This is a genomic window from Parasphingorhabdus sp., assembly GCF_048269915.1.
In the GTDB taxonomy this organism is placed as follows: domain Bacteria; phylum Pseudomonadota; class Alphaproteobacteria; order Sphingomonadales; family Sphingomonadaceae; genus Parasphingorhabdus.
The window spans coordinates 73,895-89,624 of record NZ_JBLWTY010000003.1; the positions used below are offsets into that span (position 1 = coordinate 73,895).

Consider the following 15,730-nt stretch of genomic DNA (forward strand, 5'->3'; position numbering starts at 1 on the left):
GTAGGATCACCATATTCGCTTGTCACGAACAGGTAGCTGAAGGACGGAAACAGCAATTGTGCGAAACGACTAGCTTGGACGCGAACCGGGCGCCTTATCTGGAATCTGTTTTGGCCGGTTTGCCTTATTGCGTTGTGATCGTGGATCAAAAACTGCGAACTCTGAGCTGCAATGCGGCCGGGTTGGAGGTTTTGGGCATATCCAGCATCGAAGACCTGCCACCAGGCGCACCGGCTACCTGCTTGGCGGAGTCTCACCGTTCCCTCTTTCGGGAAACCGTCATCCAGACCTTTGACGCGGCTATCGGCAAGGAAATTCAACCGTTCGAGGTGCAGTTGCGATACCCGCTCGGTCGCCCAATGCTTGCTGAATGCCGTCTGGTGCCGTTGGTCAGCCCAAAGGGCGATATTGATGCTGTCATGATATCCTTTCAGGATATCGCGCCGCTCCGATCGGCTGAAAACAGGCTGGAGCAGGCCGATTCAATTTTGAAATCCATATTGAAAACCACGCCGGATGCGATGATCGTGATCGACGAACATGGCTTGATCACTTCGTTCAGCGCCACCGCGGAAAAAATGTTCGGATATGATCAAGCCGAAATTATCGGCCGGAATGTTAACATCTTGATGCCTGAGCCAGACAAAACTGCGCATGACGGCTATTTGCAGCGCTATCTGAATACCGGCGAAAAGCGTATCATCGGTATTGGCCGCACCGTTGCCGGGTGCAAGAAAGACGGGACAATTTTCCCCATTCAACTGGAAGTTGGTGAGGCGAAAATCGGTGATGAGCGATATTTTACCGGTTTCATTGTTGATTTGACCGAGAAAAAGCAGACCGAGGCGGAGCTGCAATCCCTTCAAGCCGACCTGGCCCATGCCTCTCGCCTGAGCGCGGTCGGGACACTGGCCTCGGCGCTAGCGCATGAAATTAACCAGCCGCTGACGGCTATTTCCAATTACCTTTCGGCAGCGCGGGACATGATGGATGGTGATCTGGAGGCCAACCGGGAATTTTTTTTCGAGGCTTTGAAAGAAAGCGTGACCGAGAGCCTGCGGGCAGGGACCATTGTCCGCAGGCTGAGAGAATTCGTGTCGCGGGGCGAGATTAACCGGCGAGTTTTGTCAATTGCTCAACTGGTAGAAGATGCGACTATCTTGGGAATGGTCGGTGCGCCGGAAAAGGGTATCCAATGTTCGATTGACATCGCGCCGGATGCCAGGAACGTGTTTGTCGACCGGGTGCAGCTCCAGCAGGTGATGGTCAATCTGATGCGCAATGCCATTGATGCGATGGCGGACAGCGCCGAGAAAAAACTGCATATTGGCGTGACTGCCCAAGCAGATGACAGGTTGGAAATTACGGTTGCGGATACTGGTTCCGGCATAGATCCGGAACTGGGCGAAAAGATTTTCGATCCCTTTGCCAGCACCAAAGGGGATGGTATGGGGCTGGGACTATCGATATGTCGAACGATCATAGAAGCGCATGACGGAACGATTTGGACCGAACCCAATCCTGAGGGGGGAACGATTTTCCGTATTATGTTGGAAAATATAGAGCAGGAGCGAGATGATGGGGAATGACCGACTGGTCTATGTCGTTGACGATGATGACTCCGTCCGGCGTTCGGCGGCATTCATGCTGCGCCACGCGGGCTTTAAAGTGCAGCCGGTCGAGTCCGGCGTTGACTTTCTGAAGTTGGCAAAAGGGGCGGAGCGGGGTTGCGTGTTGCTGGACGTGCGGATGCCGGAAATGGATGGCTTGCAAGTGCAGCAGCAGATGATCGAGGATGGCATTGATATGCCGATTGTCATCCTGACCGGTCATGGTGATGTGGAAATTGCGGTGCAGGCGATGCGAGCCGGCGCGATCAATTTTCTCGAAAAACCTTATGAAAAAGAAGCCCTGATTGCCGCGATGGATGAGGCTTTCTCCCGCCTGGAGGACAGTGATCTCAAGGAAATGGCAGCTTCGGAAGCAGAGGTCAGACTGGCTTGTTTAACCGGCAGAGAACGGGATGTGCTGGAGGGGTTGATGACTGGATATCCCAACAAAACAATTGCTTACGACCTCGGTATTTCGCCGCGTACGGTTGAGATATATCGCGCCAATATGATGGAAAAATTGCGTGTGCGCAGCTTGGCCGAGGCTTTGCGTATCGGTTTCGCTGCAGAAGGCCACAACAAGCAATCGGACTAGACGGCAGTAATCGGGGTTTCAGTTTTTCGCGTTTTTCTTGCGTGACAGACAGGCGTGGCAAGGCTTGATGCAATGATCCTCCCCGTCTTCCTGATCGACAGGAATATTCACGCTCCGGACCTGGCCATCGGCGGAGCATAGTTTGATGCTGATCATATTTTGCTGGCCCGACAATGGCCCGGCGGCGAGCGGCAGCGCGACAGCAGCAATGACCAGCTGACTCAATCTGAAATTTCTGATGCTGGTTATCATGGGGCTTCGTCTCCCTCTTCCTCGTCAATCAATACTCGCTGGGCGGCACCGTCGAGATCTTCAAATTGGTCGTTGCGCACGGCCCAGAAGAAAAAAAACAATCCGCAAAGCCCCATGAGCAAGGCCACCGGGATCAAGAGAGTCAGTCCGCTCATTTTGCCGCCCCGTTGAGACGCAAGGCATTGCCGACGACAATCAGCGAAGACAGCGACATGGCGATCGCTGCGATAAGCGGCGTCACCATGCCGGTGAGTGCGAGCGGAACGGCCAATATATTATAGCCAATGGCGAGGGCGAAATTCTGGTGGACGATCTGCATTGTGCGCCGCGCAACCTTGACCGATAGCGCCACAGGCATCAGAGATTCGCTGGTAAAGACCGCATCGGACGCCTGCTGACCGACATCGCTAGCGGAACCCGGCGCGATCGAGACATGGGCCGCGGCGAGGGCAGGGCCATCGTTCAGCCCATCGCCGACCATCAGTATTTTGTGGCCGTTTCCGGCCAGGCGGGTGATGGCTTCCACCTTGTCCTGCGGAGAGGCTCCAGCCTGGGCCGTGAGGCCGAGTGCACTGGAAACTTGGGAGACAGACCTGGCGTTGTCGCCGGATATAATCAGGGTCTGCAATCCCAGCTTGTGCAATCGGGCAATGGCATCGGCCGCATCGGGCCGGATTTGATCGCGCAGCTGAATCACGACAGAATCGCTGCCGACGCTAAGCTGGCTGGATAGATGGTCTTCGGACTTTTCCGGTTTGCCCAGCATCACCGGTACACCGACCCAACTCGCTGTCATACCTTCACCGGGCAGTTCCTTGATGTCTTCCAGCACGGCGGGCTCGACATCAAACGCCAGCAATCCAGAGCGAATACCCTTGCTTACAGGGTGGCGGCTGGCTTGGGCCAGCGCCAGCGTTATCTGTTTTTGCGTAAGGCTGAGTGTATCGAGATTGACCGGAACCGGATGGCCGAGGGTAAGGGTGCCCGTTTTGTCAAATAGCGCATAGTCGGCCTCCGCCAGACGCTCCAGTGCGCTGCCATCCTTGACCATCACACCTTTGCGCAGCAACGCGCCGGAGGCCACGACCTGTGCTGCCGGGACTGCGAGTCCCAGCGCGCAAGGACAGGTAATGATGAGCACCGCGACTGAAATCAGCAGCGACTGGTGCCAGCCCGCGCCAGCAAACATCCAGAAAATAAAGGCGAGAAGAGCGAGGCTATGGACCACCGGCGCATAGAAGCGTGCGGCGCGATCAGCGATACGGACGTAAAATGAGCGGTGCTGACCGGCTTCGTCCATCAACCGGGCGATGTCCGAGACACTGGTGTCTTCGCCAGTGGCCGTGACCCGCACGATGACGGGCGATGACAGGTTGAGCGTTCCCGCCAGCACCAGGTCGTCTTTGCCTTTCGGCTGGGGTTCGCTTTCCCCGGTCATGAGGGAGCAATCAAAACTGCTCTTGCCCGATTCAATGACTCCGTCTGCCGCCAGATTTTCACCCGCTGCCACCATCATCCGCATATCTGCCAGCAGGTCCCTGGTGGCCACCCAGCGTGTGTTGCCATCATCCGTGAGCACCATTGCTCCCGGAGCGGTTTGTTTCAGCAGTGCCCCAATGCCGTCCCGCGCCCGGTCCCGCATCATCCCGTCCAGGACCCGACCCGCGAGCAAGAAGAACAGCAGCATTACCGCTCCATCAAAATAGGCATGGGCACCGCCGGTCGCGGTTTCATATATGCTCAGACCGGTTGCCAGCAATATGCCGATCGAAATAGGCACATCCATATTGGTGCGGCCATAACGTAGCGCCATCGCAGCGGAAGCAAAAAACGGTCGTCCCGAATAGGCAATCACCGGGATGGCGATCAGTGCGGAAAGCCAGTGAAACAAGTCTCTGGTCACACCGGTTGCGCCGGACCAGACGCTGACCGACAGCAGCATGATATTCATCATCCCGAAGCCGGCCACAGCGAGAGCGCGGATCAACTTGCTCGTGCTCCCTTTTTCTTCGGACAACGGATTGTCTGCGAGAATCTGGGTTTCGAAACCGAGCGCTTCAATTTTCCGCTTGAGCTGATCATCATCCAGGTCCGGAAGATGGGAAATGGCCACTTGCTTGGTGGAGAAATTAACCCGCGACGAAAGGATGCCGGGGACGTCGTTCAAGCCATTTTCGATTTTTGAGATGCACCCTGCGCAACGGATAGCCGGCACGGCAAAGCGGGAAACGATCGCATCTGTCTGACCGGCTTTTATGGGTGCGACTGCGTTCACCGGATATCGCGGATCACGCGCATGGATTTCGCATCCTGGACGATGTTAATCCTCAAAATCCAACGTCCTGAGGGGAGCGTTTCAGTGCTGTGAAATTTGCCGGCTCCTGTCTCGGCAAATCGAATCTTAAATGATTCCGATCGACCGACTGGATGCTCGGCAACGGCCGTGAGCGATGCACCCTGCAACCCCGAGCCATCGGCACTGGTGATCGTCAAGACGGCCCTTCCTGCTTGCCGCATGGCTGGCGAGACGGACCAGCCGTGCGCCTGCTGACGTCTGGCCTGTTCGAGCCACTGGTTATATTTCTGGCTCGCTACATAGCTGTTGTCGACCACCGTGCCGCCGAAGGTCGACAAGGCGAAGCGGGCCATGACCATGTTGACTCCGACGACCACCGCAAAAAAAGCGACGATCATCATTGTGGCATGATAGCCGGTAAATATCTTTGTGCCGGAAGATTTCTCGTTCATTCGCCTGTCTCCGGCCGCGCAAAAAACACGTCGTCGATATCTTGCGCTTCAGAATCATCGGCGGCGGTGACCGTCAGTGCAAAATCTTCCCGGCCTGGTCCGTCGCCCGGAGCTGCAACATAGAGCCGTAGTCTTGATACACTGTCGGCCGGAACCTTGGTGATCAGGGTTTTTGCGGCGCTGTCCCGTGATCCGGCATTGGACCACATGCTGGCACCCTTGAGCTCTGTCATTCCAATGATCATGTCCCGTGGGCGATTTTCCATATTGCGCAGATTAACAGTGTAGCTGTTGCGGACATGACCGTCGGCAAGCTGGACATAGACCGGATTGCGGTCATGGTTAGCGCTGATGTCGATACGGGTCCGGTTGCCAACTGCGAACAGCATCGCGAGCCCGATCGTGCCCCAGATTGAAAAATAGAGAATGGTGCGCGGGCGGAACAGGGTTTTTAGCACCGGATTGTGCGGTTTTCCTGCTTTTTCCAGTTCGGCATCTTCGAGGGTCGCATAGTCAATCAGGCCACGCGGGCGATTGATCTGCTTCATCACCGTGTCACAAGCGTCGATGCACAGCGCGCAGGTGATGCAGCCGATTTGCGGTCCTTCGCGAATATCGATGCCGGTGGGGCAGACTGCCACGCACTGATTGCAGTCGATGCAGTCGCCAAAGCTGCCTGGCTGGGCTTCCGCCTTTTTCACGCTGCCACGCGGCTCGCCGCGCCACTCCTTATAGGTGACGGTCAGCGATTTTTCATCCATCATTGCGGTCTGGATACGCGGCCAGGGGCACATATAGATGCATACCTGTTCACGCATGAAGCCGCCGAAGATGAAAGTCGTCAAAGTCAGTATGCCGACGGTCGCATAGGCAACAAATGCCGCCTGGCCGGTCCAGAAGTCGACCACCAGTGTCGGAGCATCGGCAAAATACATGATCCAGGCGCCGCCCGTCCAAAAGGCGATAAACAGCCAGATCGACCATTTCAGCAGGCGCTTGCCGATCTTCTTTGGCCCCCAAGGCGCATCCTGCAGACGGAACTGGGCATTACGATCGCCGTCGATGGCCCGTTCGACATGCTGGAACAGGTCGGTCCACACGGTTTGCGGACAGGAATAGCCGCACCATGCCCGACCGACGGCCGAGGTGACGAGGAAAAGCCCGATCCCGGCCATCACCAGCATGCCGGCGACATAATAAAATTCATGCGGCCAGATTTCGATCCCGAACATGTAAAAGCGCCGGTTGGCCAGATCGACCAGTACCGCCTGATCAGGTGCGTAGGGCCCGCGATCCCAGCGAATCCACGGCGTGACATAATAGATGGCGAGGGTGATTGCCATGATCACCCATTTCAATCGCCGGAATGTGCCATTGACTGCCTTGGGGAAGACATCCTTTCGCGCTTCGTAGAGTTTTAGCTCGGGATCGAGGATTTCCTTAGGATTGCTCATTGTCCCCGCTCTCGACTTTTGCTTCCGTTGCCGGTTCTGCTGGGAGCGGCTTTTCGCCACCGCCCAGAGAGTGGACATAGGCCGCGAGCATCCGGATCGTTACCGGGTCAAGCCGCTGGCCCCAACGCGGCATCACGCCATAGCGGGCATTGGTGATCGTATCGGTCAGCGCCGCACGGTCCAAGCCGTAGAGGCTGATCGCATCGGTAAGATTGGGCGCGCCCTGGGTGCGATCACCCGTACCATCCGCGCCGTGACAAACCGCGCAATTGGCTTCAAACAGGGCGGCACCGCGCCGGGCAGCCGCACTTTGTTTCTCGCGACCAGACAAAAGGCGGACATAAGAGACCAGATCCTGAATTTCATTCGATTGCAATATGCCGTCCCTGCCAAAAGCGGGCATTTGCGAGAAACGGGTCTCGGCATGATCCGGATTACGGATGCCATGGATCAGCGTATATTCAATCGTTTCGAGATCGCCGCCCCAAAGCCAGTCATCATCGTTGAGATTGGGATAGCCAGCCGAACCTGCTGCACCGGAGCCATGGCACTGAACGCAGTGGACCTTGAATGCGGATCGCCCGCCCTCGACCGCCTGTTGCATCAATTCGGGACTTCCGCTCAGCTTGCGGATATCGGTTGATACCAGCGCCTGGCGGATCGGTTCCAGCTGCTTCTCCCGGGCAGCCACTTCCATTGCATAGTCGCCGCGGCTGCTCCAGCCGAACAGACCTTCGCTGGCCGAATTTAGCATCGGGATGGCCGGGTAGACGATGACATAGCCGATCGCCCAGATAATCGTGGCGTAAAAGGTCCAAACCCACCAGCGCGGCATGGGCGTGTCGAGCTCCTCTATGCCATCCCATTCATGGCCCACGGTTTCCGTGCCGGTTGGTTCGTCAATGCGTTTCTTCTCAGACATCGTTTTTGTCCTCGTCAAAAATCATGTGGGCTGCCTGCTCGTGATTGCGTCCGGCACCGGGGCGGAAGGTCCATCCGACCAGGGTCAAAAATATGATCGTCATGAATAACAGCCCCCAGCTGTCGGCAAAATGGCGCAAGGTTTCGTAATTCATCGCGGCTGCTCCTGTGCTTCACCTGCCTCGAAATCGACCAGCGTGCCGATCATCTGCAGATAGGCAACGAGCGCGTCCATTTCGGTGAGCTTGTCAGGATTGCCGTCAAAGTCGCGAATCTGGACCTTGGGATAACGCTTTTCGAGGTCGGCGGAATTAGCCATCGGATCGGCCTGGGTCTGCAAATCCTCATTGGCTTTTTCAATTGCTTCCTCGCTATAGGGAACGCCGACCCGCGTGAGAGCCCGCAAATGGGCACTCATGTCGCCCGGATTCAGCTCTTTTTTCGCGAGAAACGCATAAGGCGGCATGATCGATTCCGGCACCACGGCGCGCGGGTCGGTCAGATGCTGGACATGCCATTCATCCGAATAACGTCCCCCGACGCGGGCGAGATCGGGACCGGTGCGCTTGGATCCCCACTGGAACGGGTGATCATACATGGACTCCGCTGCCAGCGAATAATGGCCATAGCGCTCCACTTCGTCGCGGAACGGCCGGATCATCTGGCTGTGACAGGTATAGCAACCTTCGCGGACATAAATATTCCGGCCGGCCTGCTCGAGCGGCGTGTAGGGACGTACGCCCTCCACTTTTTCGACAGTGTTGTCGATCCAGAATAGTGGCGCGATTTCCACGATCCCGCCGATCGCCACCGTCACCAGGGCCAGCACCGCCAGCAGGGTGATGTTGCGTTCAATCTTCTTATGCTTTTGCGTGAGCGATGTCATCGTCCTGTCTCCCTCACTCTGCTGGAACCAGCGGCTTGTCCGCCACTTCATCATAAGCTGTTTCGGTCATTGATTTTTCGTCCCGGACCTTGCCGGCAATGGTCATCCAGACATTATAGACCAATACTATGGCACCCGCGAGATACAGCAGGCCGCCCGTCGCCCGGATAAGATACATCGGGAACATGGCGCTGACGACTTCGCTGAACGCGTAGACGAGATAACCGTCATCACCATATTCGCGCCACATCAGGCCCTGCATGATGCCGGCAACCCACATCGACGCAGCGTAGAGCACGATGCCAATGGTCGCGAGCCAGAAATGCCAGTTGACCATGCGCAGGCTGTAGAGCCTCGAACGTCCCCAGAGACGTGGCACCATATAATAGAGCGCAGAAAAAGTGATCATGCCGTTCCAGCCAAGCGCGCCACTATGGACATGACCGATGGTCCAATCGGTATAATGCGACAGGCTGTTGACTGACTTGATTGACATCATCGGGCCTTCGAACGTGCTCATGCCGTAAAAGGCGAGGGCCAGAACCATCATCCGGATGATCGGATCGGTGCGTATCTTGTCCCACGCACCGTTGAGCGTCATCAGTCCGTTGATCATCCCGCCCCAGCTTGGCATCCAGAGCATGATCGAGAAGACCATGCCCAGCGTCTGCGCCCAGTCGGGCAGCGCGGTATAATGAAGGTGATGCGGACCGGCCCAGATATAAAGGAAAATCAGTGACCAGAAATGGATGATCGACAGGCGATAGCTATAGACTGGCCGTTCCGCCTGCTTGGGCACGAAATAATACATCATGCCAAGAAAGCCTGCAGTCAGGAAAAAGCCGACGGCATTATGGCCGTACCACCATTGCGTCAGCGCATCCTGGACACCGGCAAAGGCGCTGTAGCTTTTCGCGCCGAGCAGACTGACCGGCATGGCCAGACCATTGACCAGATGCAGCATCGCGACGGTCAGGATGAAGCTGAGAAAAAACCAGTTGGCAACGTAGATATGCGGTTCGGACCGTTTGATGATCGTACCCATGAAGACCGCAGCATAGCTGACCCAGACGATGGTCAGCCACAGATCGACATACCATTCCGGTTCGGCATATTCTTTCGACTGGGTAACGCCCATCAGATAGCCGGTGGCGGCCAGCACGATGAACAGCTGGTAGCCCCAGAAAACAAAACGGGCGAGGCGGGGGAAGGCCAACCTCGCCCTGCAAGTGCGCTGGACGACGTAGAAACTCGTCGCAATCAGTGCGTTGCCTCCGAAAGCGAAAATAACAGCGGACGTGTGCAGCGGGCGGAGCCGACCGAAGGTCGTATATTCCAGACCCAGATTGAGCACAGGAAAGGCAAGCTGCAGCGCAATGTAAAGTCCGACAGCAAAGCCGGCCATGCCCCAGAAAATGGTTGCAATCACGCCCCAGCGGATCGGATCGTCGTCATATTTTCCGGGATCAGCCGGTGCTCTCAATATTCCGCGACCAATGGCCGCATAATCCGCCTTGCTGATCGTCACCCATAGAGCGATCAGACATGCGATCATGATGATTGCCATATGCACTGCAAAACCGCCGTCGGCGGCCAATACCATCGCGATGAATGCTAGGAATACGAGCGCCAACCAACCGCCGGCCTTTACCAGTAAACTGTCCATAACGTCCTTCCCCGTTGTGTGGAAAAGGCGCTATCAGTTCACTGGTTCACTCAATATACGTAGTCTTCCCTAGTGGGAAATTAAGGGAACGCAAACTGTCTAGTCGACCGTGATTTTGGCCCATACGGGCAGGTGATCGGAAGCCTTGCGGGCGGCCGGGCTATCGTGAACGCCGGCCTCAAAAGACTGTATTCCGGCAGAGTGCATGATGCGGTCCAGTGTTGCAATCGGGCCGCGGGAATGAAAGCTCCTGCCACATTCCACCATCTCGAAAGCCCGGGTAAAATCTTTCAGGCACCCACCGGCAGCGCTCCATTCGTTGAGGTCTCCCATCAGCAACACCGGCACTTCCTCCTCCTTCGCCTGCGCGAGCTTTATGATCGCTGCGGCCTGCCGCCTGCGCCACAGGCCGGACAGGTCCAGGTGCATGCCAAAAGCGGCAAGCTGTTTTCCGCCAATCTGGAAATGGGCCATGATCGCGCCGCGCGGTTCGAGGCAGGGAATATGCATGATATCATGGGCCAATACTTCAACGGAATTGCGCACCAGTATCGCATTGCCGTGCCAGCCCATCGAATCGATCTGCACATCAAGCGGAATCGCGCGATAGTCGCTGTGCATCTCAAGCAGTTTCTCCGGGATGGCAGCAGCGCGCGTGCCGAACCGCCGGTCGGCCTCCTGCAGGGCGATAACGTCGGCATCAATTTCATTCAGCACATCCACAATCCGGCCGGGATTGCGGCGGCGATCGGTACCGACAGCCTTGTGGATATTGTAACTCGCAACCTTTATCATCAGAGGCCTTTGTCCGCTCAGAAAGGATTAAGGCTATAGCCCTGCTGTTGCAGCAAGGCATGAGCGGTCATCGCGGAAAGCGACATTTTGACGCCCGGCAGAAGATCGGCATTGCCGATGCCGTGGGCGGCTGCACTTTGGCCGCAGAGGTAAAATTCTACACCATGTTGCTGCAATTGCGCGATCGCGGCGGCGCTGGCATTTGTTCTGCCTTCCTTGTGCGCGGCGAAAAATTCCTGATTGGTGAGGTCGAGAGACGCTCCGCCGTGAACAACGATCGCGAGCCTGATATTTTCCGGTTGCACGCCGGCTTTGACATGCATGTTGATAAACCGCGCAGCGCTCTCGATCGTACGGTTGATCTTGTCCGGTTCCGCTTCCTTGGCAACGTCGAAGGCGATTTTAAAGGCCGCATCCGCCGCCACAGGCTCGTCCTCCTGGACCGGTGCGGTGGGACCGAAATCTTCGAACACCGGCCCGGTCTTGAAATTCTCCATTTGCGCTGACGCTGGCTGGGCCAGCGCCATTAGCGGCATCAGAAGAGCAAGTTTCGATTTTGTCATTTCTAATCCAGTTCTGCTGTTGGGCCTGATCAATAGCCGATGGCCTGACCGTCTTTGCGCATTTCGGTGGCACCGGTGTAAATGCCCGTGCTGGCGTCGCGGGTAATGGCCTGATAACCGCCAAACATTGCGCCATTGCTTACGACTTCGACCTTGTGGCCCATCGCCTTGAGGCGCTCGATGGTTTCGGCCGGGATGCCGGGTTCGACATTGAGTGTACCGAGAAGGTCAGCGCCGGTTCCTTTCAAATCATCGGTTGGCTGGCGCCCGCCATCATGGTTGATGCGCGCCGCGTCGCCGGCTTCCTGCAGGTTCATGCCATAGTCGACCAGATTGATCATCACCTGGACATGACCCTGCGGCTGCATGCCGCCACCCATCAGGCCAAAGGACATGAATGGCTTGCCGTCCTTTTTCATGAAGGCGGGAATGATTGTCTGGAACGGTCGCTTGCCGGGTGCATAGACATTGGGATGATTGGCATCGAGCGAATAGAGTTCGCCGCGATCCTGGAACATGAAGCCGAGCCCGTCGGCGACCAGGCCGCTGCCCATGCCGCGATAGTTGGACTGGATCAGCGAGACCATCATGCCATCCTTGTCGGCGACGGTGAGATAGGTGGTATCGCCTTCGCCTTCCAGCTTGGGCTCGCCCGGACCGAATTCCGGCGAAGCCTTGGCCGGATCAATCAGTGCGAAACGTTCCTTGCCATAGGCGTCCGAGAGCAGCCAGTGGAGCGGGGCAGGGGAGGCGTCGGGATCAGCATAAAAGCGCGCGACATCTTCAAAGGCCAGCCGTTTGGCCTCGGTTATATAATGCAGCACCTCGGCGCTACCGCGCGGCCATTGGGTGAGGTCGACATTCTTGAGAATATTGGCCATCTGCAGCGCAGCGAAACCCTGCGAGTTGGGCGGCAGTTCGCACAACTCATACCCCTTGTGATAAGTGACGCAGCCGGGCTCGACCCATTTGCTGCTATGCGCGGCAAAATCCTGATAGCGCAAATTCCCGCCAATCCGTTTGAAATAGCTGTCGATGGTCTTCGCAATTTCGCCTTTGTAAAAAGCATCGCGGCCACCGGCGGCTATTTTGCTGAGTGTATTGCCCAGATCAGGGTTCTTGAAAATTTCACCGGCTTTGGGCGCGCCATTTTTGAAATAGGTATTTCGCGCATTGTCGAAATCACCGATCATATCGAGGCTTTGCTCGAACCGATTGAGATTGCTTTCGAGATAATAGCCAATCACCGGTGCGACCGGATGGCCTTCTCTTGCGTAGGCAATGGTTGGCGCTAGAATATTGGCCATGCTCAGCTTGCCGAATTTCCCGTGCATTTCGAACCAGGCGTCGACCGTGCCGGGCACGGTGACCGGCATCGGGCCGAAGGGCGGAATGGTCTTGCTGCCCTTGAGTTGTTTGATGAACTGCTTGTAGCTGGTCCCCATAGCGCTTTTGCCGGAGCCATTCAGACCATAGAGTTTCTGGGTCTTCGGGTCCCAGATGATCGCGAACAGATCGCCGCCAATGCCATTGCCGGTCGGTTCCATGAGGCCAAGCGCCGCGTTGGCGGCAATCGCCGCATCAACCGCCGTGCCGCCTTTCTTCAGGATATCGATCGCGACCTGGCTGGCCAGCGGATGCGCCGTCGCCGCCATGCCATGCTGGGCATGAACCGGGCTGCGGGCCCAGGCTTCACCCACCGGCCGGCCACCGCCGCCGATTTGCAGGACTGGCTGCTCCGGCGTGACTGCGTCCTGCGCGGAGGCAGGGCTGGCCGTCAAGACTGCCAAGGCAAAGGTGGAAAGAAGCAAGTTACGCATAATATAATCCGTCCGTCAGGGGGGCGGTTCGTCCTTAGCGGGCGATAGCCGGAAAACATACTCTAACCACTCTGCAATTCGCATCAAGTACGAACGACAGGCCATGCCCCAACTCGGTTTATCACTGTGGTATCTTTGGGGGCCTCCGCCAGGATCGAACGCCATGCCCGTCATGGGCAGGAAGAGGAAACAGTCGCAGCCTGCGCTCCGCATAGTGGTGACGACAGATTGTTCTAAATTCTCATCAAAAATGCACTTGTATAATTTTGTCCGTGATCCCGATCACGCAACATTGTTGGACCACGCGTTTAAGCAGTCCGGACCGAATATGAAGGACTGGGGATGAATAGAAGAATCCAGGCTGTGATCGTGGCAATCGGCTTATGCGCGATGCCGGCTTTGGCTCAGAATAGCCGAAATATGGTCGAAGAAGCCAAATATAAAGCCGCCGCTGAGGTTGAGCAAATCGAAAAAGCGCAGGTTCACAGGACAGTGCCGGAATATCAGAATGTCAAAATCCACCAAACCGTCGAAGAGAAACGGGCAACGTCCGAGCCAAGGTGTGGAAGTTGTTCGTCCACTGTAATTCCAGAGTAAATCCTGATCTGCTGATCGGAGCATAAACCAGTTTCAGAGGCGACCCACGCCTGAACCAAATGGTTCAGGCCTCCTGGCGGCGGCAGTGAATTCTGTCGTCGCCATTTTTTGCGGAGCAATACCGGAGCAATCCTGGGTAAGAAGTCGATCCTGGCGGCGTTTTTAAACTGATCCACCGGCGGGCATTCACAACGCTTGACATAATTTCAAAAACACCTATGTTGCATCGCAGCAAAGGCGGCAATCCATATTGACCGTCTGGCGAGAGTTCTGCGTGAGAGGTGACAAGATCATCTCGAACCTATCGCCTTCATTGCTTCTTTCTTTCCGGCAGCCTGATCACGCGGGTCGTCTTAACCGACGGCGAATATGCGCGTGGCGATAATGCCCTGCGCAAGACACTTGCTGCTATTATAAGGTATTATCTTTGACTAAATTTTCTGATTTCGCATTGGCGGAACCTATTCAAAAACGCGTGGCCGAAGGCGGCTACACTACTCCATCCCCGATCCAGCAGCAAGCCATCCCCCCGGCGCTTGAAGGCAAGGACATTCTTGGTATCGCGCAAACCGGTACCGGCAAGACCGCCGCTTTCTCGCTGCCATCGATCCATCACCTGCTGAACAACAAGAAACGTGCCGGCCGCTTTGAATGCCGCATGCTGGTTCTCGCACCGACCCGTGAACTCGCGCGGCAGATCGCTGACAGCATGATCGGCTATTCCAAAGGGCTGGGTCTTTACGTGACCTCTGCCTTTGGCGGCGTGCCGATCAATCGGCAGAAACGGGTTCTGGAGCGCGGTGTCGACGTATTGGTCGCAACGCCGGGCCGTCTGCTCGATCTGATCGACCAGCGCTATCTGACGCTGTCCAAGGTTGAAATTCTCGTGCTCGACGAAGCCGACCAGATGCTGGATCTCGGCTTCATTGTTCCCCTGAAAAAGATCGTTCCAATGCTGCCAAAGCAGCGCCAGAGCCTGTTCTTCTCGGCAACCATGCCGAAGACCATCTCGCAGCTGGCCGACCAGTTCCTGACCAACCCGGTCCAGGTTTCGGTTGCCCCGCAATCGACGACCGCCGAGCGGGTCGACCAGAAGGTTACCTATATCAATCAGGACGACAAGCAGCGTCTGCTGAAGGATTTCATCAACAAGGAAAATCCCGATCATATGCTGGTCTTCACCCAGACCAAACATGGCGCCGACAAGGTTGTGAAAAACCTGATGGCTGTGGGTATCCACTCCGCGGCGATCCACGGCAACAAGAGCCAGCCGCAGCGCGAACGCGCCCTGGGTGACTTCAAGAAGGGCAAGATCAATATTTTGGTCGCCACGGATATTGCGGCGCGCGGCATCGATGTCGACGGCATCACCCATGTCATCAATTTCGATATGCCGAATGTGTCCGAGCAATATGTCCACCGGATCGGCCGGACGGCACGGGCAGGGGCGAGCGGTATTTCCTACTCGCTTGTGGCCCCGGACGAGCGCCAGTTCCTGCGCGATGTGGTGAAACTGACCGGTGTGAAGCCCGATGTCATTCCATTGCCCGAAGGTTATGACGAACCGCCGCGCGAAGAAGTTGCGCCTCGCATCTATGGCCAGAAGCCTAAGAAATATGGCGCAAAACCAACCCGTAGCGGACCACCAAAGAACAAGCATAGTTCGCGCAAGGGGCGCCCAGGTGGTGGTTCGGGCCGTGGCGGGCCGGGTTCCAGCGCCAAGAGCGACGGACCAAAGCATTGGAATAATGGTGCGAAATCGTTCAAACGCCGCCAGGCGCGTAAAGCGGACGCCTAAGACTATTGGAAAATCAGCGCCTTGC

General features: G+C 56.6%; 15 protein-coding genes. 3 read left to right on the top strand and 12 right to left on the bottom strand.

The genetic code is table 11. The features are described 5' to 3' along the window. Positions 1 to 110: 110 nt before the first annotated feature. The gene (locus ACN0WX_RS08885; protein WP_417621957.1) at positions 111 to 1,589 is read left to right on the top strand and encodes a PAS domain S-box protein; all 1,479 of its coding nucleotides are present in this window, start codon (positions 111 to 113) and stop codon (positions 1,587 to 1,589) included. Further along, positions 1,579 to 2,205: a response regulator transcription factor gene (locus ACN0WX_RS08890; protein WP_417622432.1), complete on the top strand. Its 627-nt coding sequence runs from the start codon at positions 1,579 to 1,581 to the stop codon at positions 2,203 to 2,205. The genes ACN0WX_RS08885 and ACN0WX_RS08890 overlap by 11 nt, the downstream gene beginning before the upstream one ends. 18 nt (positions 2,206 to 2,223) lie before the next feature. On the opposite strand, the gene ACN0WX_RS08895 is transcribed toward ACN0WX_RS08890, so the two are convergent. The 12 genes from ACN0WX_RS08895 to ggt form a co-directional block, all read right to left on the bottom strand. Next, positions 2,224 to 2,457 (bottom strand): hypothetical protein, encoded by a 234-nt coding sequence (locus tag ACN0WX_RS08895; RefSeq protein ID WP_417621958.1) that lies wholly within the window; start codon positions 2,455 to 2,457, stop codon positions 2,224 to 2,226. Continuing rightward, entirely contained in the window at positions 2,454 to 2,612 is a 159-nt protein-coding gene (ccoS, locus tag ACN0WX_RS08900; protein ID WP_417621959.1) for a cbb3-type cytochrome oxidase assembly protein CcoS, read from the bottom strand. The genes ACN0WX_RS08895 and ccoS overlap by 4 nt, the downstream gene beginning before the upstream one ends. Further along, complete coding sequence (locus ACN0WX_RS08905; RefSeq protein ID WP_417621960.1) at positions 2,609 to 4,732, bottom strand: heavy metal translocating P-type ATPase; 2,124 nt, start codon at positions 4,730 to 4,732, stop codon at positions 2,609 to 2,611. Before ACN0WX_RS08905 ends, ccoS begins: the two co-directional genes overlap by 4 nt. Next, entirely contained in the window at positions 4,729 to 5,205 is a 477-nt protein-coding gene (locus ACN0WX_RS08910; protein WP_417621961.1) for a FixH family protein, read from the bottom strand. Before ACN0WX_RS08910 ends, ACN0WX_RS08905 begins: the two co-directional genes overlap by 4 nt. Beyond that, on the bottom strand, positions 5,202 to 6,659 hold the full coding sequence (gene ccoG / locus ACN0WX_RS08915) for a cytochrome c oxidase accessory protein CcoG (protein WP_417621962.1): 1,458 nt from the start codon (positions 6,657 to 6,659) through the stop codon (positions 5,202 to 5,204). Before ccoG ends, ACN0WX_RS08910 begins: the two co-directional genes overlap by 4 nt. Then, the gene (gene ccoP, locus ACN0WX_RS08920; protein WP_417621963.1) at positions 6,646 to 7,581 is read right to left on the bottom strand and encodes a cytochrome-c oxidase, cbb3-type subunit III; all 936 of its coding nucleotides are present in this window, start codon (positions 7,579 to 7,581) and stop codon (positions 6,646 to 6,648) included. Before ccoP ends, ccoG begins: the two co-directional genes overlap by 14 nt. Further along, positions 7,574 to 7,735, bottom strand: a complete 162-nt coding sequence (locus ACN0WX_RS08925) for a cbb3-type cytochrome c oxidase subunit 3 (RefSeq protein WP_417621964.1) — start codon at positions 7,733 to 7,735, stop codon at positions 7,574 to 7,576. Before ACN0WX_RS08925 ends, ccoP begins: the two co-directional genes overlap by 8 nt. Beyond that, positions 7,732 to 8,466 carry a cytochrome-c oxidase, cbb3-type subunit II gene (ccoO, locus tag ACN0WX_RS08930; RefSeq protein ID WP_417621965.1) on the bottom strand — a complete coding sequence of 245 codons (735 nt, stop codon included), beginning with the start codon at positions 8,464 to 8,466 and terminating at the stop codon, positions 7,732 to 7,734. Before ccoO ends, ACN0WX_RS08925 begins: the two co-directional genes overlap by 4 nt. 13 nt (positions 8,467 to 8,479) lie before the next feature. Beyond that, positions 8,480 to 10,132 (bottom strand): cytochrome-c oxidase, cbb3-type subunit I, encoded by a 1,653-nt coding sequence (ccoN, locus tag ACN0WX_RS08935; protein WP_417621966.1) that lies wholly within the window; start codon positions 10,130 to 10,132, stop codon positions 8,480 to 8,482. Positions 10,133 to 10,231: 99 nt separating this feature from the next. Next, on the bottom strand, positions 10,232 to 10,927 hold the full coding sequence (locus tag ACN0WX_RS08940; protein ID WP_417621967.1) for an endonuclease/exonuclease/phosphatase family protein: 696 nt from the start codon (positions 10,925 to 10,927) through the stop codon (positions 10,232 to 10,234). A gap of 17 nt (positions 10,928 to 10,944) precedes the next feature. Continuing rightward, on the bottom strand, positions 10,945 to 11,490 hold the full coding sequence (locus tag ACN0WX_RS08945) for a DsrE family protein (protein ID WP_417621968.1): 546 nt from the start codon (positions 11,488 to 11,490) through the stop codon (positions 10,945 to 10,947). Positions 11,491 to 11,519: 29 nt separating this feature from the next. Further along, positions 11,520 to 13,310, bottom strand: coding sequence for a gamma-glutamyltransferase (gene ggt, locus ACN0WX_RS08950; RefSeq protein WP_417621969.1), 1,791 nt, complete (start codon positions 13,308 to 13,310; stop codon positions 11,520 to 11,522). A gap of 1,024 nt (positions 13,311 to 14,334) precedes the next feature. Between ggt and ACN0WX_RS08955 the strand changes: the two genes are divergently transcribed. Then, positions 14,335 to 15,705, top strand: coding sequence for a DEAD/DEAH box helicase (locus tag ACN0WX_RS08955; RefSeq protein ID WP_417621970.1), 1,371 nt, complete (start codon positions 14,335 to 14,337; stop codon positions 15,703 to 15,705). The last annotated feature ends 25 nt before the right edge of the window (positions 15,706 to 15,730 follow it).

Coding starts and splice junctions, on each gene's coding strand:
- ACN0WX_RS08890 (WP_417622432.1), top strand. CDS start 1,579: ATGGGGAATGACCGACTGGTCTATGTCGTTGACGATGATGACTCCGTC.
- ACN0WX_RS08895 (WP_417621958.1), bottom strand. CDS start 2,457: ATGATAACCAGCATCAGAAATTTCAGATTGAGTCAGCTGGTCATTGCT.
- ccoS (WP_417621959.1), bottom strand. CDS start 2,612: ATGAGCGGACTGACTCTCTTGATCCCGGTGGCCTTGCTCATGGGGCTT.
- ACN0WX_RS08910 (WP_417621961.1), bottom strand. CDS start 5,205: ATGAACGAGAAATCTTCCGGCACAAAGATATTTACCGGCTATCATGCC.
- ccoG (WP_417621962.1), bottom strand. CDS start 6,659: ATGAGCAATCCTAAGGAAATCCTCGATCCCGAGCTAAAACTCTACGAA.
- ccoP (WP_417621963.1), bottom strand. CDS start 7,581: ATGTCTGAGAAGAAACGCATTGACGAACCAACCGGCACGGAAACCGTG.
- ACN0WX_RS08925 (WP_417621964.1), bottom strand. CDS start 7,735: ATGAATTACGAAACCTTGCGCCATTTTGCCGACAGCTGGGGGCTGTTA.
- ccoO (WP_417621965.1), bottom strand. CDS start 8,466: ATGACATCGCTCACGCAAAAGCATAAGAAGATTGAACGCAACATCACC.
- ccoN (WP_417621966.1), bottom strand. CDS start 10,132: ATGGACAGTTTACTGGTAAAGGCCGGCGGTTGGTTGGCGCTCGTATTC.
- ACN0WX_RS08940 (WP_417621967.1), bottom strand. CDS start 10,927: ATGATAAAGGTTGCGAGTTACAATATCCACAAGGCTGTCGGTACCGAT.
- ACN0WX_RS08945 (WP_417621968.1), bottom strand. CDS start 11,490: ATGACAAAATCGAAACTTGCTCTTCTGATGCCGCTAATGGCGCTGGCC.
- ggt (WP_417621969.1), bottom strand. CDS start 13,310: ATGCGTAACTTGCTTCTTTCCACCTTTGCCTTGGCAGTCTTGACGGCC.